At 71.3% G+C, this 22141-nt stretch carries 21 protein-coding genes and 2 tRNA genes; 7 read left to right on the forward strand and 16 right to left on the reverse strand.

Annotated elements, in window-relative coordinates; all coding sequences use genetic code 11:
* Positions 1-554 precede the first annotated feature (554 nt).
* Positions 555-779: a hypothetical protein gene (locus ACFY29_RS16165; RefSeq protein ID WP_328419478.1), complete on the forward strand. Its 225-nt coding sequence runs from the start codon at positions 555-557 to the stop codon at positions 777-779.
* A 4-nt stretch (positions 780-783) separates the two neighbouring features.
* Here the strand turns inward: ACFY29_RS16165 and ACFY29_RS16170 are convergent, their stop codons facing one another.
* Together ACFY29_RS16170 and ACFY29_RS16175 are read right to left on the reverse strand one after the other, a co-directional pair.
* Positions 784-1581 carry a carbon-nitrogen hydrolase family protein gene (locus ACFY29_RS16170; protein WP_386986850.1) on the reverse strand — a complete coding sequence of 266 codons (798 nt, stop codon included), beginning with the start codon at positions 1579-1581 and terminating at the stop codon, positions 784-786.
* 39 nt (positions 1582-1620) lie between these two features.
* Positions 1621-2454 (reverse strand): EamA family transporter, encoded by an 834-nt coding sequence (locus ACFY29_RS16175; protein WP_386986853.1) that lies wholly within the window; start codon positions 2452-2454, stop codon positions 1621-1623.
* A 41-nt stretch (positions 2455-2495) separates the two neighbouring features.
* Here ACFY29_RS16175 and ACFY29_RS16180 point away from each other — a divergent pair, with 41 nt between their 5' ends.
* Entirely contained in the window at positions 2496-3122 is a 627-nt protein-coding gene (locus tag ACFY29_RS16180; RefSeq protein WP_355610028.1) for an XRE family transcriptional regulator, read from the forward strand.
* 25 nt (positions 3123-3147) lie between these two features.
* On the opposite strand, the gene clpX is transcribed toward ACFY29_RS16180, so the two are convergent.
* The 5 genes from clpX to ACFY29_RS16205 form a co-directional block, all read right to left on the reverse strand.
* Positions 3148-4443, reverse strand: coding sequence for an ATP-dependent Clp protease ATP-binding subunit ClpX (gene clpX, locus ACFY29_RS16185; RefSeq protein WP_139588132.1), 1296 nt, complete (start codon positions 4441-4443; stop codon positions 3148-3150).
* A 211-nt stretch (positions 4444-4654) separates the two neighbouring features.
* Positions 4655-5317 carry an ATP-dependent Clp protease proteolytic subunit gene (locus tag ACFY29_RS16190; RefSeq protein ID WP_130339200.1) on the reverse strand — a complete coding sequence of 221 codons (663 nt, stop codon included), beginning with the start codon at positions 5315-5317 and terminating at the stop codon, positions 4655-4657.
* A gap of 10 nt (positions 5318-5327) precedes the next feature.
* Positions 5328-5969 carry an ATP-dependent Clp protease proteolytic subunit gene (locus ACFY29_RS16195; RefSeq protein ID WP_386986857.1) on the reverse strand — a complete coding sequence of 214 codons (642 nt, stop codon included), beginning with the start codon at positions 5967-5969 and terminating at the stop codon, positions 5328-5330.
* Between the two features lie 194 nt (positions 5970-6163).
* Entirely contained in the window at positions 6164-7510 is a 1347-nt protein-coding gene (tig, locus tag ACFY29_RS16200) for a trigger factor (protein WP_328419491.1), read from the reverse strand.
* Positions 7511-7657: 147 nt separating this feature from the next.
* A tRNA-Pro gene (locus tag ACFY29_RS16205) sits at positions 7658-7731 on the reverse strand.
* A 286-nt stretch (positions 7732-8017) separates the two neighbouring features.
* Between ACFY29_RS16205 and ACFY29_RS16210 the strand changes: the two genes are divergently transcribed.
* Positions 8018-8091 (forward strand) — tRNA-Gly (locus ACFY29_RS16210).
* 229 nt (positions 8092-8320) lie between these two features.
* The gene (locus tag ACFY29_RS16215) at positions 8321-9538 is read left to right on the forward strand and encodes a low temperature requirement protein A (protein WP_386986860.1); all 1218 of its coding nucleotides are present in this window, start codon (positions 8321-8323) and stop codon (positions 9536-9538) included.
* A gap of 87 nt (positions 9539-9625) precedes the next feature.
* On the opposite strand, the gene ACFY29_RS16220 is transcribed toward ACFY29_RS16215, so the two are convergent.
* On the reverse strand, positions 9626-9994 hold the full coding sequence (locus ACFY29_RS16220) for a hypothetical protein (RefSeq protein ID WP_386986863.1): 369 nt from the start codon (positions 9992-9994) through the stop codon (positions 9626-9628).
* Positions 9995-10175: 181 nt separating this feature from the next.
* Between ACFY29_RS16220 and ACFY29_RS16225 the strand changes: the two genes are divergently transcribed.
* Complete coding sequence (locus ACFY29_RS16225) at positions 10176-12326, forward strand: M14 family zinc carboxypeptidase (protein ID WP_386986866.1); 2151 nt, start codon at positions 10176-10178, stop codon at positions 12324-12326.
* A gap of 236 nt (positions 12327-12562) precedes the next feature.
* On the opposite strand, the gene ACFY29_RS16230 is transcribed toward ACFY29_RS16225, so the two are convergent.
* Positions 12563-13108: a hypothetical protein gene (locus ACFY29_RS16230; protein ID WP_355610037.1), complete on the reverse strand. Its 546-nt coding sequence runs from the start codon at positions 13106-13108 to the stop codon at positions 12563-12565.
* 135 nt (positions 13109-13243) lie between these two features.
* Between ACFY29_RS16230 and ACFY29_RS16235 the strand changes: the two genes are divergently transcribed.
* On the forward strand, positions 13244-13585 hold the full coding sequence (locus ACFY29_RS16235) for a hypothetical protein (RefSeq protein ID WP_386986869.1): 342 nt from the start codon (positions 13244-13246) through the stop codon (positions 13583-13585).
* Positions 13586-13601: 16 nt separating this feature from the next.
* Here the strand turns inward: ACFY29_RS16235 and ACFY29_RS16240 are convergent, their stop codons facing one another.
* The 4 genes from ACFY29_RS16240 to ACFY29_RS16255 all read right to left on the reverse strand — a co-directional run bounded on the left by ACFY29_RS16240 (position 13602) and on the right by ACFY29_RS16255 (position 16956).
* Positions 13602-14069, reverse strand: a complete 468-nt coding sequence (locus ACFY29_RS16240) for a ribose-5-phosphate isomerase (RefSeq protein WP_386986872.1) — start codon at positions 14067-14069, stop codon at positions 13602-13604.
* Positions 14070-14157: 88 nt separating this feature from the next.
* Positions 14158-15357, reverse strand: a complete 1200-nt coding sequence (locus ACFY29_RS16245) for a DUF1015 family protein (RefSeq protein WP_386986875.1) — start codon at positions 15355-15357, stop codon at positions 14158-14160.
* A gap of 91 nt (positions 15358-15448) precedes the next feature.
* On the reverse strand, positions 15449-16138 hold the full coding sequence (locus ACFY29_RS16250; protein ID WP_386986877.1) for a hypothetical protein: 690 nt from the start codon (positions 16136-16138) through the stop codon (positions 15449-15451).
* A gap of 191 nt (positions 16139-16329) precedes the next feature.
* Complete coding sequence (locus ACFY29_RS16255) at positions 16330-16956, reverse strand: disulfide bond formation protein DsbA (RefSeq protein ID WP_355610044.1); 627 nt, start codon at positions 16954-16956, stop codon at positions 16330-16332.
* 221 nt (positions 16957-17177) lie between these two features.
* Between ACFY29_RS16255 and pepN the strand changes: the two genes are divergently transcribed.
* Positions 17178-19727, forward strand: a complete 2550-nt coding sequence (gene pepN / locus ACFY29_RS16260; RefSeq protein ID WP_386986881.1) for an aminopeptidase N — start codon at positions 17178-17180, stop codon at positions 19725-19727.
* Between the two features lie 138 nt (positions 19728-19865).
* Here pepN and ACFY29_RS16265 read toward each other — a convergent pair whose 3' ends face one another.
* The 3 genes from ACFY29_RS16265 to ACFY29_RS16275 form a co-directional block, all read right to left on the reverse strand.
* Entirely contained in the window at positions 19866-20273 is a 408-nt protein-coding gene (locus ACFY29_RS16265) for a DUF5130 family protein (protein WP_328419516.1), read from the reverse strand.
* Entirely contained in the window at positions 20260-20556 is a 297-nt protein-coding gene (locus tag ACFY29_RS16270; protein WP_386988423.1) for a hypothetical protein, read from the reverse strand. The genes ACFY29_RS16265 and ACFY29_RS16270 overlap by 14 nt, the downstream gene beginning before the upstream one ends.
* A 72-nt stretch (positions 20557-20628) precedes the next feature.
* On the reverse strand, positions 20629-22092 hold the full coding sequence (locus ACFY29_RS16275) for an amidase (protein ID WP_386986884.1): 1464 nt from the start codon (positions 22090-22092) through the stop codon (positions 20629-20631).
* Between the last annotated feature and the right edge of the window lie 49 nt (positions 22093-22141).

Genomic DNA, 22141 nt, shown 5'->3' on the forward strand with positions numbered 1-22141 from the left:
CCGGGGTATAAATCATAATTGGCACTGGCTTTTCAAGCACCCTGTTGAGTTCTCAAAGAACAACCACACACCGACCAGAAGCCCCACTCAGTGGAACCCCGTTTCGGGGCAACCGCTCAAACCTACTTGGTCGAATTTTCATTGTCAACCTCGTGTTCGAGGCGATCAATGTGATTCGTCCGGACCCACGATGACGCACGCCGTACCCGGCGGTCGTTACTGTCGTGGGAAGCCGCAGACCGGCCGATCGCCACTTCGTGGCTCTCTGCCCGGCTCCTGCCGGCTTCAGAACTCTACCCGGTCGGCTTCGCGTTCGCAACCCCGTTTCCGGAGTGTTCCGCACCGCCCGATCCTCAGTCTCGCTCGGCGTTCCCGCCACGAGCCTGGTGCCTGGTCTCGGCCGGTTTGTCCGGCCTCCCCCGTGCAGAGAGAAAGTTACGCGGACGGCCCCGAGAAGGCAAATCAGGGTTCATCACTGGTTCGGCTCGCGAGGGCGCTGCGATGTCCCACGCAGCCGGGGACGCGGGGCGCGTCGGCGTGCCAGAGTGTCAGGCATGGATGAGTCCGGGCTCGGCGCCACGGTGTTCGCCGAGGAGGCGCTGCTCGGCCTCCTCCTGCCGTTCTGGCAGTTGGTGATCGGTGCGGTAGTGCTGGTCGTGCTGGTGCTCTCGGTGGGGCGGTTGGCGCGGCGGGGCCGGTCCCGGATGAGCACCGCCCTGCTGGTCACCGCCGCGGCCATCGCCGGCTTGGCGACGATCGGCGTCCTGTTGGAGGGCTGAAGGCTCAGAGCCGGCGGTTGGCCAGGCTGGGCAGCTCGGCACGGATCGCGGCGAGCCGGTCGAGGTCCAGGTCGACGACGGACACCCCCGGGCCGTCCGGCAACTGGGTGAGGACCGTCCCCCACGGGTCGACCACCATGCTGCGCCCGAAGCAGGTGCGACCCGGCTCGTGGTCGCCGGTCTGGCCAGCGGCCGCCACAAAGCACTGGTTCTCGATCGCCCGGGCCCGCAGCAGGACCTCCCAGTGGTCCCGCCCGGTGTGGAGCATGAACGCCGCCGGGACCACCAACAACTGGGCGCCCCCCGCGGTGGCGAGTCGCCGGTACAGCTCCGGGAAGCGCAGGTCGTAACAGATCGACAGGCCGACCCGGAGGCCCTCGACGTCGACCACCACGGGCTGGACACCAGCAGCGACGGTCGCCGACTCCAGGTATGAGACCCGGCCGGGAATCTCCACGTCGTACAAGTGGATCTTGCGATAGCTCGCGGCGAGGCTGCCGGACCGGTCGAAGACCAGCGAGGTGTTCCAGGTGTGCTCCGGGTCCGGGCCGGCCTCGTGGAACGACCCGGCCACCAGCCAGATGCCGAGTCGCCGGGCGATCCCGGCGAAGAAGCTGCCCACCTCGCCGTCCACCGGCTCCGGCTCGGGCAACCCGGCGGCGGGGCCGAGGTAGTCGACGTACTCCGGCAGGACGGCGAGGTCCGCGCCGCCGGCGGCGGCGCGTTCCAGCAGGGCCTCCGCGGCGGCCAGGTTGGCCTTGCGGTCGTCCCGGGCGTTCAGCTGGCAGACGGCGACGCGCATGAGCCCAGAGTACGGCCGGAAGGGCCGGCGCCGACAGCTTCAGATGCTGGCCAGCACCAGAGCACCGGCGGCGAAGCCGAGGCCGGCGACCTGGATCGGGCGCAACCGCTCTCGGTCGACGGCGAGCGCGAGCAGCACGGTACTGGCCGGGTAGAGCGCGGTGATCGCCGCGACGATGCTCAGGTGGCCACGGGCGGCGGCGGCGAGGAAGAGCGCGTTGGCAGCGCTGTCGAGCAGGCCGGCGACTGCCGCCCAGCCCAGCACCCGCCGTCCGAGCCGGAGCCGCACGCCGGTCCCGACGGCGAGCGCGAGACCGAACGCGATCGAGCTGGCCCGCACCGCCGCCACCGGCCACATGCCGGCGCCCTCATCGGCCTGGCCGAGCAGCGTGAAGAAGACGCCGAAGAGTGCGCCGGCGGCGAGGGACAGCCCCACCAGCCGCGCCGGGACGGACCGCCGGCTACCACCGTCTCCCAGGCTGACCAGTGCGATCGCCAGCACGGCGAGGCCCGCCCCGGTGAGTGCCGCTGCGCCGGGGAACGTCGCGGTGAACAGGCCGGCGATGATCGGCACCACGGCGGCGGTGATCGCGGTGACCGGTGCCACCACGGCCATCATCCCGCCGGCGAGCGCCCGGTAGAGCAGCATGACCCCGGCCGCGCCGGCCACCCCGGCGAGCAGCCCCCAGGCGATGTCCCCGACGGTCGGGGTGCCGGGCACCACCAGCACCAGGACGACCAGCAGCGGGACGCTCAGCAGCTGGGAGATCACGGTCACGGCGATCGGGTCCGCATGGCGGGACGCCTTCCCACCGGAGAAGTCGGCGGTGCCGAACGCGACTGCGGACACTGCGGCAAGGACAATGGGGAGCATAGAGTGTTCGTATCACAATAGTGACCGTGAGGGATAGTTTAATGACCGAGACCGGAACCGGCCGGGTGGGCGCGGTCACCGCCGCGGTGGCCCAGCAGGTACGCGAGCTACGCGCCGCCCGGGGCTGGTCCTTCGACGAGTTGGCCGGCCGGTCCGGGGTGAGCAAGGGCATGCTCGTGCAGATCGAGAGCGCACGCACCAACCCGAGCGTCGGCACACTGTGCCGGGTCGCCGACGCGTTCGGCGTCAACATCGCCCGACTGCTGGAGCCCGCCGAGGAACGGACCGTGAAGATCACCTCGGCCGCCGAGGCGCCGGTGCTCTGGCAGGGCGAGCGCGGCGGCACGGGCCACCTGCTGAGCGGGCTGGGCGAGCCGGATCTGGTCGAGCTCTGGGACTGGCGGATGGAGGCTGGGGAGGCGCACCGCTCCCCCGACCACCCGCGCGGCACCCGGGAGGTGCTGCACGTGCTGACCGGCGCGGTGGTCGTGCGGGTCGACGGGCAGGACCACCCCGTCCGGGCCGGCGAGACCATCGAGTTTCATGCCGACCGGGAGCACGGCTACCGCAATGACGCCGACGTACCGGCACGGCTGATGATGGTGACGGTCACCCCGTCGGGCGAATGGGATCGACGAACCCGTTCGCGCCGGCCGCGTCAGGACTGAACGGGCCGGCGCGACGCGAGAACGATCAGGCCGACTTCTCCTCGCGGTCCCGCCGGGCCCGACGGCCGGTGAACTCGCGCGGCACGATGGTCGGGTTGACGTTCTCCAGGACCACCTCGCGGGTGATCAGCACCCGGGCGGCGTCGGGGTTGCTCGGCACCTCGAACATCGCGGAGAGCAGAACCTCCTCGATGATGGCCCGGAGGCCACGGGCACCGGTGCCCCGCAGCATGGCCTGGTCGGCGATGGCCTCCAGCGCCGGCTCGTCGAACTCCAGCTCGACGCCGTCCAGCTCGAAGAGGCGCTGGTACTGCCGGACCAGGGCGTTGCGCGGCTCGGTGAGGATCCGTACGAGGGCGCTGCGGTCCAGGCTGCGCACATTGGTGATCACCGGCAGCCGGCCGACGAACTCGGGGATCAGCCCGAACTTGAGCATGTCCTCCGGCATGACCTGACTGAAGATGTCATCGGTCGACCGGTCGGAGACCGATCGGAGCCGGGCGCCGAAGCCGGTGCCGCCCTGCCCGGTGCGGGACTCGATGATCTGATCCAGCCCCGCGAAGGCACCACCGCAGATGAACAGCACGTTGGTGGTGTCGATCTGGATGAACTCCTGGTGCGGGTGCTTGCGACCGCCCTGCGGCGGCACGTTGGCCACTGTGCCTTCGAGCATCTTGAGCAGGGCCTGCTGCACGCCCTCGCCGGAGACGTCCCGCGTGATCGACGGATTCTCCGACTTGCGGGCGATCTTGTCGACCTCGTCGATGTAGATGATGCCGGTCTCGGCGCGCTTGATGTCGTAGTCGGCGGCCTGGATCAGCTTGAGGAGGATGTTTTCCACATCCTCGCCGACGTAGCCCGCCTCGGTCAGCGCGGTGGCATCGGCGATGGCGAACGGGACGTTCAACATCCGGGCCAGCGTCTGCGCCAGGTGGGTCTTGCCGCACCCGGTCGGGCCGAGCAGCAGGATGTTGGACTTGGCCAGCTCGACGGCGTCGCTGCCGGAGCCCGGCGCGCCGGCCGCCTCGGCCTGGATCCGCTTGTAGTGGTTGTAGACCGCGACGGCGAGCGCCTTCTTGGCCTGATCCTGCCCGACGACGTAGTTGTCGAGGAACTGGCAGATCTCCATCGGCTTGGGAAGCTCTTCCCACTTCACCTCGCCGGACTCGGCCAACTCCTCTTCGATGATCTCGTTGCAGAGATCGATGCACTCGTCGCAGATGTAGACCCCAGGGCCCGCGATGAGCTTCTTCACCTGCTTCTGCGACTTGCCGCAGAAGGAGCATTTCAGTAGGTCGCCGCCGTCACCGATCCGTGCCACCTACGTTCTCCCTGCACTCATCGGCCGGAGACCCGGCCCTGACCTGCGGACGCTGCGCGCCGTCCCGCTCCGTTCACCCCCGCCGGCCCAACCGGCGAAGCGGTACGGACCCGACGTTACCCGCTGGCGGGGCATTCTCCGACCCCCAAAACGGGTGTGTCAGAGGTCGGCCGGGAACCGATGCCCCGGCCAACCTCTGACCCGGTGCTGCTCAGCTGGCGGCGTTGGCTGCCAGCAGGCCCTTCTTGCGGCTGGTCAGGATCGTGTCGACCAACCCGTACTCCTTGGACTCCTCGGCCGTCATGATCTTGTCGCGGTCGATGTCCTTGCGAACCTGCTCGATCGGCCGGTTGCAGTGCCGAGAGAGCATGTCCTCCAGCTGCGTACGCATCCGGAGGATCTCCCGAGCCTGGATCTCGATGTCCGAGCCCTGCCCGTAGCCGCCCTCGGTGGCCGGCTGGTGGATGATGATCCGCGAGTTCGGAAGAGCCATCCGCTTACCCGGCGTGCCGGCCGACAGCAGCACCGCTGCCGCGCTGGCGGCCTGCCCGAGGCAGACCGTCTGGATGTCCGGGCGGACGTACTGCATGGTGTCGTAGATCGCCGTCATCGCGGTGAACGAGCCACCCGGCGAGTTGATGTACATGATGATGTCGCGGTCCGGGTCGGTGCCCTCGAGCGTCAGCAGCTGGGCCATCACGTCGTTGGCCGACGCGTCGTCCACCTGGACGCCGAGGAAGATGATCCGGTCCTCGAAGAGCTTGTTGTACGGGTTCGACTCCTTGACCCCGTACGACGTGCGCTCGACGAACGACGGCAGCACGTAACGGTTGTGCACGGCCGCGAACTGGGGCGGCAAGCTCAGATCGGTCATCGTCAGCTCCTCAGCTCAGGGTCCCGGCGCCATCCGGAACCTGAGCGGCCCCGATGATCACCTTGTCGATGAAGCCGTAGTCCATGGCCTCCTGGGCGGTGAACCAACGGTCCCGGTCCGAGTCCGCCTCGATCTGCCCCTGGCTCTGGCTGGTGTGGTGTGCGACCCGCTCCTGGAACATCCGCTTCGTGTAGAGCATCTGCTCCGCCTGGATGGCGATGTCGGACGCCGTGCCGCCCAGACCACCGGACGGCTGGTGCATCATGATCCGGGCGTGCGGCAGGGCGTACCGCTTGCCCTTGGTGCCCGCGCAGAGCAGCAGCTGGCCCATCGAGGCCGCCATGCCCATCGCCACGGTCGACACGTCGTTGTCGATGAACTGCATGGTGTCGTAGATCGCCATGCCGGAGTAGACCGAGCCACCCGGCGAGTTGATCCACAGATTGATGTCGCGGTCCGGGTCCTCCGCGGCGAGCAGCAGCAGCTGCGCGCAGATGCGGTTGGCGACCTGGTCGGTCACCTCGCTGCCCAGGAAGATGATGCGCTCCTTGAGCAACCGGTTGTAGACCGAGTCGTCGAGGTTGCCAATGGTGTCGCCACCTCGGGCATCAATCGCCCGGAGCGGCTTCGCTGGGATGTGCATGTCGGTCATGGCAGCCCTTCGCTCTCCGTACCGTCTTTCCCGACACTAACCGCTGTGCGGGGCGGCAGAGTCCCGGTCGGGGCACTGTTCGCTCTCAGCGCAGCTGTGTCGGGCGTACCCGCGGCGCGGGCTTCCGGGCGTACCCGGAAAAGGATTTGGCCGCCGTCCACCGCACAGCGGCGGACGGCGGCCGCACCCGACGATCAGTGCTCGTGGTTGTGCTCCGCCTCGTTGGCCGCACGCAGCGCGTCAAGGGTGACCTCGTTGCCGGCCGAGTCCTTGATCTTGATCCGCTCCATGACTGCCGCGAGCGCCTTGCCCCGCCGCACGTCACCGAAGACCGCGGCAGCCGCCCCGGAGCGCATGAGCTGGTCGTAGTACTGCTGCGGGGCCATCCCGGCGCGCTGCGCCCGGTGCACGATCTCGTGGCCGAACTCGTCGTCGGAGACCTGGACGTCCTCGGCGTCGGCCAGGGTGTCCAGCAGAAGCTGCACCTTGACGCCCTCGGTCGCCGCCTCGGTCAGCTCGGCGTCGATCTGCTCCTCGGTCTTCTCCTCGGCGGCGAGGTACTCCTCCATCGAGGCGCCGATCCGCTCCAGCTGATCGATCATGGCCTGCTTGCGGCTGGCCACCTCCTCGCGGATGACACCCTCCGGCGCCGGCACCTCGGCGGCCTCGACCAGCTCCGCCAGGGCCTTGTCCCGAGCCGCGTAGATCTGCTCGACCTGCTTGCCCTGGGTGACCCGCGCCCGCAGGTCGCCGCGCAGCTCCTCGATCGTGTCGAACTCGCTCGCCATCTGGGCGAACTCGTCGTTCAGCTCCGGCAGCTCCTTCTCCTTGACCGTGCGCACGGTCACCGCCACCTCGGCGTCCCGGCCGGCGAAGTCGCCGCCGACCAGCTGGGTGGTGAAGGTGGTGCTGTCACCGGCGGCGAGACCGACCGCGGCCTCGTCGAGGCCCGGCAGGAGCTGCTTGCTGCCCACCTCGTGGGAGATGTTGCTCGCCTGGCCGCCCGGCACGTCCTCGCCGTCGACGGTGGCGTTCAGGTCGATCTGGACGAAGTCGCCCTCGGCGGCGGCGCGCTCGACGGTCTTGAGGGTGGCGAACCGCTCACGCAGGTTCTTCACCTGCTCGTCGATCTCGCTCTCGTCGATCTGCAGCTCGTCGACGGTCACCTCGATGGTCGTGGCGTCGGGGAGGGTGATCTCCGGTCGGACGTCCACCTCGGCGGTGAAGTTCAGCGAGTCACCGTCGTTGAACTCGGTGATCTCGACCTCGGGACGCCCCAGCGTCTTGAGGTCGTGCTCGCGTACCGCGGCGAGGATGTTCTCCGGGATGGCATCCTGGACCGCCTCGTTGAGGACGGTGCCCCGGCCCACCCGCTGGTCGATCACCGCGGTCGGCACCTTGCCCCGGCGGAAGCCCGGGACCTGGACCTGCGAACCGATCTCCCGGTACGCCTTCTTGAGGCTCGGCTCGAGCTCGACGAACGGCACCTCGATGGCGAGCCGCACGCGCGTCGGGCTCAGAGTCTCGACGGTGCTCTTCACAGGCGTACTCCTTGACGGATCTCAGTTGAGTCTGGGCGTGGATTCAGCCCATCGAGTGTAGGTGAGCCGGCCTGACGCTCCGGCATCGCCCGGGGACCGCACGGAAAACTCGGGCGGCACCCGGGGCTGCCCGGCCGCGGACGACAGTCGGGGTGGCGGGATTTGAACCCACGGCCCCTCGCTCCCAAAGCGAGTGCGCTACCAAGCTGCGCCACACCCCGTGGCGACGTGCAGTCTATGCCGTCGCCGCTCCCGGGACGTGCCGGGGCCGCCCCCACCCGGACACAATCCCCCGAAAGCCGCGGGCGGCGGGCAAGATCCACACAACTTCGGGGAAAGTGTGGCCTCCCGGCGCGCGGAGACCACTACATCCCTGAAGTTGTGTGGATCTTGGACGCATCGCGACGCAGCACAGGGCGACGCGGTGGCGCAGGGCGGTGGCGTGGCTGCGCGGTCGGCAGGGGCATTGGGTACGCTGTCGGCGCATCCCGTTCCGGTGGGATGCACGCGGGCGTAGCTCAATGGCAGAGCTTCAGTCTTCCAAACTGACGGTGCGGGTTCGATTCCCGTCGCCCGCTCCATCGACAAAGGCCCAGGTCGACCGCATGATCGCGGCACCTGGGCCTTTCGCTTCTCCCCCACTGCGCAGGTCGTGGAAGTGGAAGCCGGCCAGGCCCAGCGAGGCGACTGTTCTGGTCCACTTCACCGCCCGAGCGAAGTTGCCGGAACGCAGCGGCGCCCCCTTCGCCGCCGATCGATGAAACAGCGAAACCGGTGCGCGCAAGGCGATCCTCCCGCAACCATGGGCGGATGGGGCGTCCATCGGAGCCGGCGCAGACCGGGGGCATCCTGCGTGGCGAGGAGGACGCCCAGCAGGCCAGCTTCCTGGAGCTGTTCTTCGACCTGGTGTTGGTCTTCGCCCTGGTCGGGGTCGTAGGCCGGATGGTGCCGGAACTTCTCTCCGACAGCGCTGGCATGCGCTGGCTGGCGCTGTTGGACGTCGTCGTTCTGGGCCTGCCGCTGCTCTGGCTGTGGACGACCACGGCGTACGTCACGAGCCGGTTCGACTACCGCAACCGCTGGATTCAGCTGCTGGTCCTGGTCAGCGCGTTCGGCCTGCTGATCATGGCGACGTCCCTGTACGAGTTCGAGCAACGCGGCGTCGCCTTCGCCGTTGTGTACGTGTTGCTGCACATCGGACGCCCCTTGCTGCTCCGGCCGTTGTTGCGGGAGCACAAGGAGGTACGGGCGCTCTACACCCGTCTGGCCATCTGGGCCAGCGTCTCCGGCGTGATCTGGCTCGCCGGGGCGGCGATGCGCGGAAACCACCGGATCGCCGTGTGGTTGATCGCCATCACCGTGGACATGGTCGTGGCGCGGTTCAGATGGCCGGTACCCGGCATGGGCCGACCACCGACCAGCGCGTGGGCGATGGCCAGCAGTCGATACCTCCCCGAGCGCTACCAGCAACTGTTGCTGATCGCGCTCGGCGAGACGGTGCTGTCCATTGGCCTCGCCTTCGCCAATCACCCCACCACGCTCGCCGCAAAGACGGCCCTGGTGATCACGTTCCTGTCGTCCGTGCTGATGTGGCGGATCTACTTCTATCGCGCTGGCCAGGTGCTGGCCGAGGCCGTCGAGATGGCGTCGAACCGAGCAGCTGCCGGCGGTATCGTCGGCGTGGCCCACGTGCTCATGGTGCTCGGCATCACCGCCACTGCGGCTGGCTCGGAAATCGTGCTGGCGCACCCCGAAGGGCCCTCCGTGCCGGCCTGGCTCGCGGTCATCCTCGGCGGGCCGGCGGTCTTCCTGTTCGGCCGCAGTCGGCTGGAACGGGTCGTCTTCAACCGGCTCGCCGTGCGCCGGCTCGTCGGCATCGCCGCTCTGGCTCTGCTGGCGCCGCCGCTGTTGTTCGGCCCGCCGCTGCTGGCCGCCATCGCCGCTGCCGTCGTGCTGCTCGGGGTCGCCGTCGCGGACGCTCGACGCGCCGCCGGCAGCCCACCGGAGTCCCCGTCCCCGTCCGCCTAGCGGAGACGGCCGCATCCAGTCCGCAACAGGTCCACAGACGATGGGGAAGCGTTGGGGGATGTCGTACGCCGCTGCCGGTGCGGTCAGTCAAGACGGCAGGACGATCGCAGCGAGGATGCCGGCCACGACCAGTGCGGGGACGGCGGACAGGCTGCCTGTCAGCAACGCGGAACGCCTCCGGCTATGGGTGACCAGGAGCCAGAGCGCCACCAGACTGATCAGCAGGGCGAGGAACAGCGCTGGCGTGGCCGTGTAGAGCCCGAACATCAGCATCCCCGACCGGTCGGAGTCGCAGCCCTCGTGACAGTCCGCCGGGACGTCCCCGGACAGCAGACTCAGATACACGCCGAACGACACGACGAGCGCGCCGTACCAGCCGAGCATCACCAGGAGCGAAGCCCTCGGGTCGGGCCGGGGCGGACCAGCAACGTCCGGACGTGCCGCCGACAGGGTCATGCGGCGAATTGTCCACCACTCGCAGCGATCGGGTCGCCCTGGACAGGGCGGCACAGCCCGCCCCGCTCCGAGAGCACTCGCGTCCGCCCGATCCCGGCCACCCCAACCGGGGCGTCTTGACAGGTGTCGATCTATGCACTGGTGTGAGGACCAGTGACATCGACGTCCGTCAGGAGGGCACATGATCGTCCGACGACGGTGGACAGCTGCCGCCACCACAGCGATCCTGATCAGCGCGGTACTGTCCCACCCCGGTCCGGGCACCGCGGCACCCGCCGCCTCGCCCGCACCGGTCACCCTGACCAGCAACGAGACCGCCCTGGTCCGGGTGCAACTGCGCGATCAGGCGCAGCTCGACCGGCTGGTCGCCGCCGGCGCCGACCTGGCCAACCGGCCTCGGGCCCGGGACGGGCGGATCCTCGCCGACCTGGTGCTCAACGGCGCCCAACTCGCCGACCTGACCGCGCAGGGCGCGACGGCCGTGCAGATCGTGCAGCGCGCCGGGGACGGCAGCCGGCATCACGCCGACAGCGTCCGCGCAGCACAGGCCCGCACCGCCGCAGGGCTGAGCGCTGCGGCCCCCGGCCAGCGGACCACCGCCGCCGCGACGGCCGTCGACACCCTCCAGGTGCAGCAGGCGTACTGGTGGACCACGGGTGGGCAGACGTTCCTGCAGGCCCAGGTGGCCACCACCGCCACCGACGACCCGGACGTGGAGATCACCGTCAGCTGGCGGACGGCCGATGGCGCCACCGGAACGTTCCCGCTGTTTCGGTTCGAGGACTCCGGCGAGTACCAGTACCACTACGCGCTCCCCCAACCGGTGCCGAACCGACCGGTCCAGCTCACCGCCACCTCCAGCCTCGGCGGGGTCAGCCGGGTGGTCACCCCGGCACTCTGGCCGAACGCCACCCCGCCGCCGCTGCCGGCCGGCTACCAGAAGGACTTCATCGACGCGTACCTGACGCCGGTGGACATCCAGGCGCGGATCAAGCGGTTGGCCCGCCAGTACCGGGACCTGGTGGACGTGATCGATCTGCCGAACCGGACCCAGGGGTACCGGCGCAACGCCGTCGCGTACCTGGGCGACCCGGCGGTGGCCGCCGTGGTGGTCGAGTCGGTCCGCTTCGGCGACCAGAGCATGAACGGCGTGCAGGTGCGGACGGTCGACCCGGGCCGGCGCAACCGCCCGCTGACCGTTGGCTACCGCGACCGGGTTCTCACGGTCTCGCTGGCCACCGACACCGCCGGCAAGACGGTGAGCACCACCGACGAGGTCGCGGCGGCGATCAACGCCCGCCAACCGAACCGTTTCCGGGCCTCCGTCGAGGACGGCTCGGCCGGGCTGCCGATGCCGGTCGCCGGCCCCGCCCGGCTCGACGACGACCTCCAGGGCACCGAGGTGCCGGCGCGGCCGTGGACGGTGCAGGCGCTGCGCCTCGGCGTGCACCGGGACGGCTCCCGGGTCGGGGTGCTGGCGTACTCCCAGGAACACGCCCGGGAGTGGGCCACGCCGCTGGTGACGCTGGAGTTCGCCGAACGGATGCTGGCCAACGCCCGCACCGACCCGGCCACCCGTGAGCTGCTGGAGCAGGTCGACGTCTTCGTCATCCCGACGGTCAACCCGGACGGCGCGAACTACTCGTTCAACGACTTCAACTTCCAGCGCAAGAACCTGGTCAACCACTGTGCCGGGGCGGCCCGCGACCCGAAGAACCGCAACTCGTGGGGCGTCGACATCAACCGCAACTACACCGTCGGGTCGTACTTCGACGGCTACGTGGGTGCCAGCGCCAACTGCCTCTCCGGCAACTACGCGGGCACCGCCGAGTTGTCCGAAGCGGAGAGCCGGAACGTGGTCGCGCTCGCCCAGGCCCACCCGAACATCAAGTTCGCGATGAACGTGCACTCCTACGGCGGGTACTTCATGTGGCCGCCGGGGGCGTACCGGGCGGACGGGCGGATCACCCTGCCCCGGCCGTCGATCGACGAGTCGACGCTGTTCCTGAACAGCGCCCGGCGGATCGTCGGCGCCATCGCCCAGGAGCGCGGCACCGTCACCTGGCCGTCGCAAACCGGCCCGGTCGCCGACGTGCTCTACTCCGCCGCCGGGAACTCCGCCGACCAGCTCTACTACGAGCTGGGCATCTTCGCCTGGGACTTCGAGGTCGGCAACGACCGGTGGAACCCGGCCACCGGCGAGTGGGAGGGCGTCGGCTTCCAGCCGCCGTTCGACGAGGCGCACGGCGAGTCCCAGGAGTACGCGGGCGGGCTGGTGGAGCTGGTCCGGGTGGCCCGCGACTACGCCGCCGCCCAGGCCGCCGAGGGCTGATCTGCCGGCGGTGCCGCGTCCGGCCCTCGGACGCGGCACCGCCGGACCGGCCGACCGCAGCAGGGACCGAGCAGGCCCCGAACGGGGCACCAGTCGGACCGGCCGGCCACGGATGAACCGTGGCCGGCCGGGTAAGCAGCGGCCCTGCCTGGTGGGGAGACGACCGGTGTCGCGGCGTGCTGCGACCGGGCGCACGGGCGGGCGGCGCTGGCCGGCCCGCCCGGGCGTACCCCGGGTCAGTTCGAGGAGATCCAGTTCCAGGCCGAGACGACCCACTCGGTCTGCTGGAGCCAGGCCACCCCGAGGCCGACGAGGAAGACCGCGGTCGCCAGGTGCGCGCCCCGCGCGCTGCGCCGGACCCGTCCCATCTGCCGCTCCAGCACCATCCGGCCGACCAGTCGGGACAGCGCGAACAGGCCGACCGCCACCAGCAGGCTCAACACCAGCACCAGCAGCGGACCGCTCAGGTCGCCCTGGCCGGAGAGCGCCCAGATCCCCCAGCAGACGAACGCGAAGAGCCCGGCCGCCGCACTCCACTCGCCGCCGCGACGCAACTGCGCCAGGCGCCAGCTCAGCGGCCGGCGGGGCGCCGGTTCGCCTGGCCAGCCGGTGCCGGTCGGATCCTGCTCGACCACCGGGAACGGCTCGGTCCGCGGGCTGCGCGGCTGACCGACCGGAGCCACGCCCCGGCGGAACCCGTCCCGCTGCGGCGGCACCCCGACGCCGGCCTGCGGCGGCACCTCCACGGTCCGTTCCGCCCACGGCTGCGTCTGGTCTGCCATCTCGTCTCCCCCTGACCGGCGGCACACCACCGCCCGGTTCCGAGGGTAGCCAGCCGGCAAATCGGTCGACGAGCCCGTCCGCGCACGCCCGGCACGACCGTGCCGAATCCCACCCCAAGCGAGTACGGTCGGCTGATGGGTGACCCGGACCGACGACGACGGCGGCTGCGCCACCACCCCGACTCCGAACCGGCCGGACGGGGCACCGACGGCCCTACGGTCAGCACGGCCGGGGTGCACGATGGCGCGGAGCCACCGACCCGCCGCCGGGGCCCGTCCGGCGACGAACGCGACGGCGAACGAGGGCTGCGCGGGCTGGTCGGATCCGGCTCGTCGCAGGTGGGGCTGAGCGCCGCGCTGCGGGCCCGGGACGCGGCCCGGCCCACCGACGACGACCTGGCCGAGGCCGAGGCCCGGGTGGTGGTCGTCCGACGCAACTGGGTGCCCCGCGAGGAGCTACCCCGCCCGCCGCGCTGAGCGCCCGCTGGCCGGGTCAGGGCAGGTCGGGCAGCTGCCGGGTCAGCTCGTACTCGGCCACCTGGGCGATCCGGCGGGAGTGCCGCTCGTTGCCGGAGAACGGGGTGCTCAGGAACGCCTCGACGATGGCGGTCGCCTCGTCCAGGGTGTGCTGGCGGGCGCCGACCGCGACCACGTTCGCGTCGTTGTGCTGGCGGGCCAACTGGGCGGTCTCGACGCTCCAGGCCAGCGCGGCGCGGACCCCGGCGACCTTGTTCGCGGCGATCTGCTCACCATTGCCGGACCCACCGATGACCACTCCGAGGCCGGTCTCGTCGGCCACCACCCGGTCGCCGGTGTGCAGGCAGAACGCGGGGTAGTCGTCGTCCGGGTCGTAGCCGTGCGGGCCGACGTCGACCACGTCGTACCCCTGCTTGGCCAGGTAGTTGGCCAGGTGCACCTTCAACTCGAAGCCGGCGTGATCGGAGCCCAGGTAGACGCGCATACCGGGCAGTCTGTCAGGCCGCCGTCGGGGACGCCGCAGGGGCGGCGTCCCCTGGCCGGGTTCGTCACACGGTCGTGCGGACGGTCACTCAGCGGGGCAGCTCGGCGACCACCAGGCCGCCGCGCGCCTTCGGGGTGAACCAGGTGCTCTTGCGCGGCATCTTCTCCCGAGCCAGATTCACCGCGACGAAGTCCGCCACGGTCACCGGCGCGATCAGAATGGCCAGCTCGGCCCGGCCGGCGTCGACCTCCCCGGTGAGCCAGCTCGCCGGGTAGTCACCGCCGACATAGGTGATCCGCTTGTCGCCCGGGTCCAGCCCCAGCGCGTCGCGCAGCAGCAGCCGCTCGACCAGGGCGTGGTCCAGGTTCTCCAAGCGGTCGCCGACGGTGGCGGGCAGGCGCACCGCGTACCCCTGGCCGGGGAGCTGGAGGTGGACGGTGCCGCCGGCCGCCGGAACCTCGACCCGGCCGTCGATCGGCTCGACCTCGGCGCCCGCCGCGCGCAGCCGGTCCAGCAGTTCCTCCGGCGTGGTGGTCAACTCGCTGACCAGCCGGTTGTACGGCTGGATGGCCACCGACGCGGGGGTGGTGACCACGGACAGGAAACGCGGCAGCCCACCGGTCTGGGCGGCCAGGCTGCGGTGGTTGCCGTCGGCGACGACCAGCTCCCCGCCGCCGGCGAGCGCGGTGAGCGCGTCCTGCTCCGGGCCGGGGCCGAGCAACCAGATGGCGTGCGTGCGCCCCGCCTGGTCGGTGTCCGTGGCGGCAGGCGCGCCGGCCGCGTCGGTCGCCGCCGCGAGCGCGGCGTGCAGTTGGTCGCCGCACCCGGTCTGCAACAGGAGTACGGGCGAGAGCAGGTGGCCCAGCGCGTCGGCCAGCGCCACCCGCTCACGCACCTTGGCGATGAAGACGTCCTCGTTGCGGATGACCAGGCCCGGCTCGTCGGCCCGGGTGGAGATCTGGTCGGTGTCCACCATCGCGAACAGCCCGTACGCGGGATCCTCGCCTGGTGCGCTGATCCGGTAGAGCACCACCACCTGCTCGGCGGGGGTGTAGCTGCCGTCGGCCTTGGCCTCGGCGAAGCGGGCCACCGCGTCCGGCAGCGCGTCGAGGAAGGACTTCCCCTGGCTCTCCGGCGCTCGGTGCGGCATCTCGATGCCGAGGGCACTGTGCGGGTTCGCCTCGATGATCGCGGTGATCTCCGCGTCGTCGGCGAACTCGTCGTAGTTCTGCGCGCCGGTGCCGCCAGTGGTGATCCAGGCCCGGGCGATCGGGTGTACGACCGTCATGCCCGCTGACGCTACCGGCGACGGCGTCGCCTCCGGACGGGGACCCGCACGGCGTCCACCAGATGAAAGTGCCGCAGCCTGGGCGGAGCGGTCAGCCGGCGCGGCCCGAGGTGCCGTTGTGCCGGCGGTGTCGACCGGCTGCGGCGGGTCCGCCGTTGCCCCGCCGGCCGGTCCCGGCAGGCCCGGTGGTGGCGTTGCGGCGGGGCGCGGCGGGCGGCCCGGGCACGGGACGGGGCTCGGGCGGCGGCGCCGGGACGGGCCGTGGGCTCAGCGGCGGCGTCGGCACCGGCCGCGGGTTGGCGGGCGCCGGCGGGGGCGGCGCGGGCTCGGCGGGTGCGGCCGCCGACGGTACGGCCGGAGCCGGAGCGGTCGCCGACGGTACGGCCGGAGCCGGAGCAGACGGTACGGCCGGCACGGACGCCGGAAGCGACGCCGGAAGGTCGGCCGGGGCGCTGCCCGGGGGCGGCGCCGGACGGTGGGTCGGCGCGAGGCCGGCGGGTGGCGTCGGCAGTTCGGCCGGCACGGGGCCGCCGGTCGACGGCAGCGGCGCGGCCGGACCGGCGGTGGCCGGCGGCCCGGGCGGCGTCAGGCGGGACGTGACCGGGACCCGCGCCACACCGACCACGATGGGAGGCGCGAGCAGATCCACCAGGTGGGCGGGCAGGTCGGGGCGGACCGACGGCCAGCGGGAGTCGTCGACCGACCAGTAGGCCGCGCCGGGAGTCTCGATCACCCCCTGCCGGGTCAGCTGATCGTCACCGGACGCACGGTGCTTGGCCATCGGGATTGCCTCCACGAACTGCGGGTGCGGCCCGGTGGGCCGCTGCGGCGGACACCGAGGGAAACGATGCCGCCCGCCCACCGGTGACGCAGCGACCGCCACCGACCCGAGACACACCCGGACGCCGAACGCGACGTGCCCCCGCCCGGGCAGCCGACGGTGACCGGAACGGGGGCGCGTGGTGTCGTGGATCAGTCGAAGATCGGGCCCTGCTCGCGGGTGCGCTTGAGCTCGTAGAAGCCCGGGGTGCCGGAGACCAGCAGCACGCCGTCCCAGAGCCGGCCGGCCGCCTCGCCCTTCGGCGCCGGCGTGACCACCGGACCGAAGAACGCGACCTGTCCGCCGTCCGGGCCGGGCGCGTGGACGACCGGGGTGCCGACGTCCTGACCGACCGGGCGCATGCCGGCCTCGTGGCTGGCCCGCAGCGCCTCGTCGTACTCGGTGCTGTCGGCGGCCTCGGCCAGCGCCGGGTCCAGGCCGGCGTCCGTCAACGCGGCGACGTAGAGCTCCTGGCCGCGCTCCTCCTTGCCGAGGTGGATCCGGGTGCCGAGCGCCGTGTAGAGCGCGCGCAGGACATCGGTGCCGTACCGCTGCTCGGCGGCGATGCAGACCCGCACCGGGCCCCAGGCGGTGCTCAGGAAATCCTTGTACTCCTTGGGCAGGTCGTCCCGGCCGTCGTTGAGCACAGCCAGGCTCATCACGTGGAAGCGGATGTCCACATCACGGACCTGCTCGACCTCGAGCAGCCAACGGGACGTGATCCACGCCCACGGGCAGGCCGGGTCGAACCACATGTCGGCGGTGACACGATCGGTCACGGTGAGGTCCCTTCATGATGGGTGGCGCCGGCAATCCGGCGTCTCTCCGAATCTTCACCCCGGGTCGCGTCGAGCGGCACCCGAATCAGAGCGTGACCTCGGCCACCGCCAAATGCCCGTACATGGAAGACTCGGATCCGGACCGGCCGCCACGAGCGGTCGGCAAACGGGCGCCGCCGGGCGTACGGCGAGATGTGGGATGGAGACGAACAGTGCCGGGAGTGCGCAACCTGACGCAGGTCGAGGCGACCGAGCGGGCACGCCTGCTCGACGTGACCGGGTACGACATCAGTCTGGACCTGTCGACCGCCGTGCTGGCGGCCGACGGCCGCACGTTCCGGTCGACGACCGAGGTCCGGTTCCGCTGCACCGAGCCGGGTGCGAGCACGTTCATCGAGGTGGCCGCCGACTCGGTGCGCTCCGCCACGCTGAACGGCGCTCCCGTCGACCTGTCGGACTGGTCGGCCGAGAAGGGCCTGACCCTGTCCGGGCTGGACAGCGAGAACGTCCTCGTGGTCGACGCCGACTTCGGCTATTCCAACAGCGGGCAGGGGCTGCACCGCACGGTCGACCCGGTGGACGGCGAGACCTACCTCTACAGCCAGTTCGAGACGGCCGACGCGCAGCGGGTGTTCGCCTGCTTCGACCAGCCCGACCTGAAGAGCGTCTACACCTGGCACGCCACCGTGCCGGCGCACTGGCGGGCGGTGTCCAACATGCCGGTGCAGCGCGAGGAGCCGGCGGGTGAGGGGCTGAAGTCCGTCCACTTCGCCGAGGCGCCCCGGATGAGCACCTACATCACGGCGCTCTGCGCCGGGCCGTACCACGAGGTGCGCGACACCCACGACGGCATCGACCTGGGCGCGTTCTGCCGGGCGTCGATGGCGCAGTACCTCGACACCGACGACCTGTTCCTGATCACCAAGCAGGGCTTCGACTTCTTCCACGAGAAGTTCGGGGTGCGCTACCCGCTGCCGAAGTACGACCAGCTCTGGGTGCCCGACTTCAACGCCGGCGCGATGGAGAACTTCGGCTGCGTGACGCACGCCGAGTCGCACTACCTCTACCGCTCGCAGGTCACCGACTTCGAGTACGAGCAGCGGGCCAACACGATCCTGCACGAGATGGCCCACATGTGGTTCGGTGACCTGGTCACCATGCGCTGGTGGAACGACCTGTGGCTGAACGAGTCGTTCGCCGAGTGGGCCAGCCACTGGTGCAACACCAACGCCACCCGGTTCACCGAGGCCTGGACGACGTTCCTGTCCATCCGGAAGAACTGGGGCTATCGGCAGGACCAGCTCTCCTCCACCCACCCGGTCTACACCGACATGCCGGACATGGAAGCCGTCGAGGTCAACTTCGACGGCATCACCTACGCCAAGGGCGCGAGCGTGCTCAAGCAGCTCGTCGCGTACGTCGGTGAGGAGCCGTTCGTCGCCGGGCTGCGGGCGTACTTCGGCAAGCACGCCTGGGGCAACGCCACCTTCGACGACCTGCTCACCGAGCTGGAGGCGGCCTCCGGCCGGGAGCTGCGCAAGTTCGCCTCGCAATGGTTGGAGACGGCGCAGGTCAACACGCTGCGGCCGGAGGTGACCATCGGCGCGGACGGCACGTACCAGCAGGTGGTGGTTCGGCAGGAGGCGCCCGCGGCGTTCCCGACGCTGCGGACGCACCGGATCGGCGTGGGCCTGTACGACCTGACCGACGGACGGCTGGTGCGCCGCGAGCGGTACGAGGTGGACGTGGCCGGCGAGCGGACCGACCTCGCCGAGCTGCGCGGCGTCCCGGCGGCCGACGTGCTGCTGCTCAACGACGACGACCTGAGCTACACCAAGCTGCGCCTCGACGACCGGTCGATGGCCACCGTGGTGCAGCACATCGGTGGCTTCGAGTCGTCGCTGGCGCGGGCGCTCTGCTGGACCGCGGCGTGGGACATGACCCGCGACGCCGAGCTGGCGGCCCGCGACTACGTGGCGCTGGCGCTCGCCGGCCTGCCCGCGGAGACCGACATCAACCTGGTCACCGCCACCCTGCGGCAGGCCACCACCGCGCTCACCCTCTACACCGACCCGGCGTGGGCGCCGACCGGCTGGGCCAACCTGGCCCGTACGGCCCGCGACACACTCGCCGCCGCCGAGCCGGGCAGCGGGTTCCAGCTCGCCTGGGCCCGGGCGTACACCTCGGCGGCCCGCTCGGACGAGGACCTGGCCATCCTGCGCGGGTGGCTGGACGGCTCCGGCGTGCCGGCCGGGTTGACCGTGGACACCGAGCTGCGCTGGGCGGTGCTCGGCGCGCTGGTGGCCAACGGTGCGGCCAACCCGGCCGACATTGAGGCGGAGCTGGCCAGCGACCGCACCGCCAGCGGCGAGCGGGAGGCCGCGTACGTACACGCACTGGTGCCGACGGAGGAGAACAAGGCCGCCGTCTGGGCACTGCTGACCGGCCCGGACGCGCTGCCCAACTGGCGGCACCGGGCGCTGCTGCAGGGCTTCGCCCACCCGGTGCAGGTCGACCTGATCGCCCCGTACCGGGAGCGGTACTTCGCGGCGGTCGGCCAGGTGTGGGCCACCCGGGACAGCGAGCCGGCGCAGGAGTTCGCCCAGCTGGCGTACCCGGCCTACCTGGTGGAGGACGACACGGTGGCGGCCACCGACACGTGGCTGGCCGGTGAGGGCCACCCCGCCCCGCTGCGCCGGCTGGTCGCCGAGGGCCAGGACGGCGTGGTACGTGCGCTCAAGGCCCGCGCGAAGGACGCCCAGAGCGCCTGATCAACCGCCGGAGATCTTGGAAGGAACAGGCCCCCAGCTGGGCGGTTTCCTTCCAAGATCTCCGGGAGCTCGTTCAACACCGACACGCGAAAGCCCGGCCCGCTTCCAGCGGGCCGGGCTTTCGCGTGCGAGTGGTGCTCAGCCCTTGCCGGCGTGGCTGGCGAGCTGGTCGAGGCCGTTGATGATGCCGCCGGCCAGGTCACCTCCGCTGAACGCGCCAACCATGGAGAGCGCGGCCAGCTTGGCGTACGTGTCGGGGATGCGCTTGCGGGCGTGCCGCCCGGTGACGATCTCCAGCTGGCGCTGGTTGGGCGACACCGCGATCAGCACCGACCTGTCGGGGTCGGCGAGCTGGCGGTGCAGCCGCTGGGCGTGCTCCCGGATCGGCTCGTCGAGGCCGCCGACGAAGATCGAGAAGACCAGGCCGGTGCCCTGGTCGGCCAGGCGCAACGCCTCGTCGATGCGCAGCAGCTGGCGGGTCGAGAACGGCCCGTCCAGCACCTCGGGCGGCGTGTCCGTCCCGGTCTGCTTCTCACCAACGGTCACTTGCGCCTCCGGTTCCACCGGCCGGCGCCTCGACGCTGGCCTGCTCAAGCTTGTGGCTGGTCAGCGCCGGCGCCTGCGCGCCAGCGGTCAGCGCGGTGCCGGCCGAGTCGGCCAGCTGCTCCGGGCGGCCCAGGAACCAGACCGGAGTGAAGTCGAAGGGCCGGCCCGGCCGGTAGCGCTTGGCACCGCCACCACCGCCGGTGGCACCGCCACGGCTACTGGCGTACGCCAGACCGGCGATCACCAGTATCGCGGCCGCCGGGATGCCGACGAAGACCAGCAACGTCTCGGTAACAGACAATCCCAACGCCCCCAGGCGGAAGAAGGACCTCGGACAACCGGGCCGGATGGACGATCATGACGCCGACCGCCGGACTCCGTCGCCATTCACGTTAGCGGAGTCGACGGCCCGCCAGATTGCGGGGTGCCGATCCCATCCGTCACTGGAGTTCTCCAGTTGCGCAGCGGTCGCGATGAGCCGCGCGTCGTCGCCGTACCGACCGGTGAGCAGCACCCCGACGGGCAGGCCGTCGGCGGTGACGCCCAGCGGCAGGGAGACCGAGGGTTCGCCGGTGACGTTGAAGATGGCGCAGTAGGGCGAGAAGCGGCGTTGCCGGTCGAAATCGGCCGCCGGGTCACCGTCGGCGGTGAACCAGCCGACGGGTGCCTGCGGGGCGGCCAGGGTGGGACAGAGGAGCAGATCGCAGCCGGCGGTGCGGCGGGCGCCGAGGCGGACCTGCGCCTGCAACTCGCCGAGGGTGGCGGCCAGGGCACCGGCTGACACCTCGGCGCCCCGGGCCCGCAGCAGCCGGGTCAGCGGCAGCAGCTCCGCCTCGCGCTGTGGCGGCACCGGGGCGAGCGCCAGCACGTACCAGATGACTTCGAACAGCGGCCACGCCTCCGGCCCGAGCGGCGGCGGCACCTCGACCACCTCGTGGCCGGCGGCGGTGAGCAGCGCGGCGGCCAGGTCCACGGCGGCCACGCAGTCGGGGTGCACCGGCTCGTCGGCGAGCATCGGGGTGGTGAACCGCCCGATCCGCAGCCGGTTGGGCGCGGCCTGGCGGGCGACGCCCAGGTAGCCGCCGGACGGTGTGGGCGGCGGCAGGTAGGGCTCGCCGGGCACCGGCACGGCCATGACGTCGAGCAGCGCGGCGACGTCGGTGACGGTCCGCCCGAGCGGCCCACTGGTGGGCAGGCCGAACGCACCGGAGCCGAGTGGCCCGCCGGAGACCAGGCCGCGGCTGGGCTTGTAGCCGACCAGGCCGCAGAGCGACGCCGGAATGCGCAGCGAGCCGCCGCCGTCGGAGCCTTGGGCGACCGGGACCAGCCCGGCCGCCACCGCGGCCGCCGCGCCGCCGCTGGACCCGCCAGCGGTGTACGCGAGCTGCCACGGATTGCGGGCCGGTGGCGCGACCAGGCCCTCGGAGTAGAGCGAGCAGCCCAGCTCGGAGGTGGTTGTCTTGCCGAGGCTGACCAGACCGGCGGCCTTGATGAACCGGACCACGTCGGCGTCGACCGGCGGGACGAAGTCGAGGAAGGCGGCCGAGCCGAAGGTGGTGCGTACCCCGGCGGTGAGGGTGAGGTCCTTGATCGCGGTCGGTACGCCGTGCAGCGGGCCACGCCCCTCGGCGGGCGCGGCGTCGGCGGCGCGGGCGGCCTCCCGGGCCAACTCCGGAGTGACCGTGACGAACGCGCCCACGGTGTCGCCGATCGCCGCTACCCGGTGCAGGTAATGCTCGACCAGGTCCGCGCTGGACAGTTCGCCGCGGGCTATCGCGGCGGCCTGCTCCAACGCGGTCAGGTCGTGCATTTCGGTCATCCCGTCATCCTGCCGGCCGCCGGCCCTCGGTGCACCCGTCACGCGCCGA

Source organism: Micromonospora sp. NPDC000668 (genome assembly GCF_042897975.1).
In the GTDB taxonomy this organism is placed as follows: Bacteria; Actinomycetota; Actinomycetes; order Mycobacteriales; family Micromonosporaceae; genus Micromonospora.

Coding starts and splice junctions, on each gene's coding strand:
- ACFY29_RS16245 (WP_386986875.1), bottom strand. CDS start 15,357: ATGACGGTCGTACACCCGATCGCCCGGGCCTGGATCACCACTGGCGGC.
- ACFY29_RS16180 (WP_355610028.1), top strand. CDS start 2,496: ATGACCGAGACCGGAACCGGCCGGGTGGGCGCGGTCACCGCCGCGGTG.
- ACFY29_RS16165 (WP_328419478.1), top strand. CDS start 555: ATGGATGAGTCCGGGCTCGGCGCCACGGTGTTCGCCGAGGAGGCGCTG.
- ACFY29_RS16250 (WP_386986877.1), bottom strand. CDS start 16,138: ATGGCCAAGCACCGTGCGTCCGGTGACGATCAGCTGACCCGGCAGGGG.
- ACFY29_RS16275 (WP_386986884.1), bottom strand. CDS start 22,092: ATGACCGAAATGCACGACCTGACCGCGTTGGAGCAGGCCGCCGCGATA.
- ACFY29_RS16190 (WP_130339200.1), bottom strand. CDS start 5,317: ATGACCGATCTGAGCTTGCCGCCCCAGTTCGCGGCCGTGCACAACCGT.
- ACFY29_RS16230 (WP_355610037.1), bottom strand. CDS start 13,108: ATGGCAGACCAGACGCAGCCGTGGGCGGAACGGACCGTGGAGGTGCCG.
- ACFY29_RS16240 (WP_386986872.1), bottom strand. CDS start 14,069: ATGCGCGTCTACCTGGGCTCCGATCACGCCGGCTTCGAGTTGAAGGTG.
- ACFY29_RS16225 (WP_386986866.1), top strand. CDS start 10,176: ATGATCGTCCGACGACGGTGGACAGCTGCCGCCACCACAGCGATCCTG.
- ACFY29_RS16220 (WP_386986863.1), bottom strand. CDS start 9,994: ATGACCCTGTCGGCGGCACGTCCGGACGTTGCTGGTCCGCCCCGGCCC.
- ACFY29_RS16175 (WP_386986853.1), bottom strand. CDS start 2,454: ATGCTCCCCATTGTCCTTGCCGCAGTGTCCGCAGTCGCGTTCGGCACC.
- ACFY29_RS16215 (WP_386986860.1), top strand. CDS start 8,321: ATGGGGCGTCCATCGGAGCCGGCGCAGACCGGGGGCATCCTGCGTGGC.
- ACFY29_RS16195 (WP_386986857.1), bottom strand. CDS start 5,969: ATGACCGACATGCACATCCCAGCGAAGCCGCTCCGGGCGATTGATGCC.
- ACFY29_RS16170 (WP_386986850.1), bottom strand. CDS start 1,581: ATGCGCGTCGCCGTCTGCCAGCTGAACGCCCGGGACGACCGCAAGGCC.
- ACFY29_RS16235 (WP_386986869.1), top strand. CDS start 13,244: ATGGGTGACCCGGACCGACGACGACGGCGGCTGCGCCACCACCCCGAC.